This window comes from Pseudomonas sp. 2995-3 (assembly GCF_002742565.1).
GTDB classification, from domain to species: Bacteria; Pseudomonadota; Gammaproteobacteria; order Pseudomonadales; family Pseudomonadaceae; genus Aquipseudomonas; species Aquipseudomonas edaphica.
In genome coordinates this window covers 1-2,886 of the sequence record NZ_LJSB01000131.1, presented here as the reverse complement: position 1 = coordinate 2,886, position 2,886 = coordinate 1, and the positions used below count along the sequence as shown (strand labels likewise).

The window sequence follows — 2,886 nt, the reverse complement described above, 5'->3', positions numbered from 1 at the left end:
CACACCGCCAGCCTTGTGGATAAAAACGGCGCGCCGGTGACTAACATCACCAACCCGTTGACCGTCACTCTCGATAACGGCCAGACCATCACCATCGGCGTTAATCAGTCCAGCGGCAACGTCACTGTTGTAGCTCCGGATGACGTGTACAAGGGCGACCAGACCGTCACTACCGCTATCACTAATGTGGCCGGCGGTGAGCACTTCGAAAATCTGGTTCCAGGTACTACGCCGGTCAGCACTACCGTCACCGACACTCCGGGTACTGATAACACCACTACTGTCACGCTGACCGCGCCAAGTGCCGTCAACGAAGGCGGTCAGATTACGTATACCGCTACGCTTTCCAATAAAGCGGGTACTGATGTAACGCTGAAGTTGGATAACGGCTCGACCATCACCATCAAGGCTGGTGACACCGTCGGCACCGTAACCGTCCCTGCGCCTAGCGATGACGTGTTCATCGATAAGAGCACCCAGACGGTCAAGATCACTGACACCACTGGCGGCAACTTCGAAAAACTGGAAGTCGCAGGCGACGGCGCAACCACCACCATTAACGACACCATCGACAAAGTCGATGTCGTTCTGACCGCCACCACCACCGTCGGCGAAGGCGGCAACATCGTCTACACCGCCAGCCTTGTGGATAAAAACGGCGCGGCAGTGACCAACATCACCAGTCCGCTGACCGTGACGTTGGACAATGGCCAAACCATTACCATCGGCGTTAATCAGTCGAATGGCAGCGTGACCGTTGTCGCTCCGGATGACGTTTACAAGGGCGACCAGACCGTCACTACCGCTATTACTAACGTGACTGGCGGTGAGCACTTCGAAAACCTGGTGCCAGGTACTACGCCTGTCAGCACCACCGTCACCGATACTCCGGGTACTGATAACACCACTACCGTCACGTTGACCGCGCCAAGCGCAGTCAATGAAGGTGGTCAGATTACGTACACCGCGACCTTGAGCAACAAGGCCGGTACTGACGTAACCCTGAAACTCGATAACGGCTCGACCATCACCATCAAAGCTGGTGACACCGTCGGCACCGTAACCGTCCCTGCGCCTAGCGATGACGTGTTCATCGACAAGAGCACCCAGACCGTCAAGATCACTGACACTGCTGGCGGTAACTTCGAGAAACTGGAAGTTGCAGGTAACGGCGCAACCACCACGATCAACGACACCATCGACAAAGTCGATGTGGTGCTGACCGCAACAACCACCGTTGGCGAAGGCGGCAACATCGTCTACACCGCCAGCCTTGTGGATAAAAACGGCGCGCCGGTGACTAACATCACCAACCCGTTGACCGTCACTCTCGATAACGGCCAAACCATCACCATCGGTGTGAACCAGTCGAACGGCAGCGTGACCGTTGTAGCACCGGATGACGTGTACAAGGGCGACCAGACCGTTACTACCGCCATCACCAACGTGACCGGCGGCGAGCACTTCGAAAACCTGGTGCCGGGCACAACGCCGGTGAATACCACCGTCACGGATACACCTGGCACTGCGGACACCACGACCGTCACGCTGACCGCGCCAAGTGCCGTCAACGAAGGTGGCCAGATCACTTACACCGCCACCTTGAGCAACAAGGCCGGTACTGACGTAACCCTGAAACTCGATAACGGCTCTTCCATCACCATCAAGGCTGGCGACACCGTCGGCACCGTGACTGTCCCTGCGCCTAGCGATGACGTGTTCATCGACAAGAGCACTCAGACGGTCAAGATCACCGACACTGCTGGCGGCAACTTCGAAAAACTGGAAGTCGCAGGCGACGGCGCAACCACCACCATTAACGACACCATCGACAAAGTCGATGTCGTTCTGACCGCCACCACCACCGTTGGTGAAGGCGGCAACATCGTTTACACCGCGTCGCTGGTCGACAAGTCGGGTAATGCGGTGACCAACATCACCAACCCACTGACTGTGACTTTGGATAACGGCCAAACCATTACCATCGGTGTGAACCAATCGAACGGCAGCGTGACCGTTGTAGCTCCAGATGACGTGTACAAAGGCGACCAAACCGTTACCACCGCCATCACTAACGTGACCGGCGGCGCGCACTTCGAGAATCTGGTGCCAGGCACTACGCCTGTTAGCACCACCGTCACCGATACTCCGGGTACTGATAACACCACTACCGTCACGTTGACCGCGCCAAGCGCAGTCAATGAAGGTGGTCAGATTACGTACACCGCGACCTTGAGCAACAAGGCCGGTACTGACGTAACCCTGAAGTTGGATAACGGCTCGACTATCACCATCAAAGCTGGCGATACCGTCGGCTCCGTGACTGTTGCAGCGCCTAGCGATGACGTGTTCATCGACAAGAGCACTCAGACCGTCAAGATCACCGACACCACTGGCGGTAACTTCGAAAAACTGGAAGTGGCTGGTGATGGTGCAACTACGACCATTAACGACACTATCGACAAAGTGGATGTGGTGCTGACCGCAACGACCACAGTGGGCGAAGGCGGCAACATCGTTTACACCGCGTCGCTGGTCGATAAGTCGGGCAATGCGGTGACCAACATCACCAGCCCGCTGACCGTGACCCTGGATAACGGCCAGACCATCACCATCGGCGTTAATCAGTCCAGCGGCAACGTGACCGTTGTAGCTCCAGATGACGTGTACAAGGGCGACCAGACCGTCACTACCGCTATTACTAACGTGACTGGCGGTGAGCACTTCGAAAACCTGGTGCCAGGTACTACGCCTGTCAGCACCACTGTCACCGATACTCCGGGTACTGATAACACCACTACCGTCACGTTGACCGCGCCAAGCGCAGTCAATGAAGGTGGTCAGATTACGTACACCGCGACCTTGAGCAACAAGGCCGGTACTGAC

The 2,886-nt window shown here is 56.7% G+C and carries 1 protein-coding gene; it reads left to right on the top strand.

Features of this window, described 5'->3' with window-relative positions:
* Positions 1 to 2,886 (top strand): immunoglobulin-like domain-containing protein (locus AOA62_RS06410; RefSeq protein WP_368665707.1); only part of this gene is annotated, 2,886 nt, incomplete at both ends.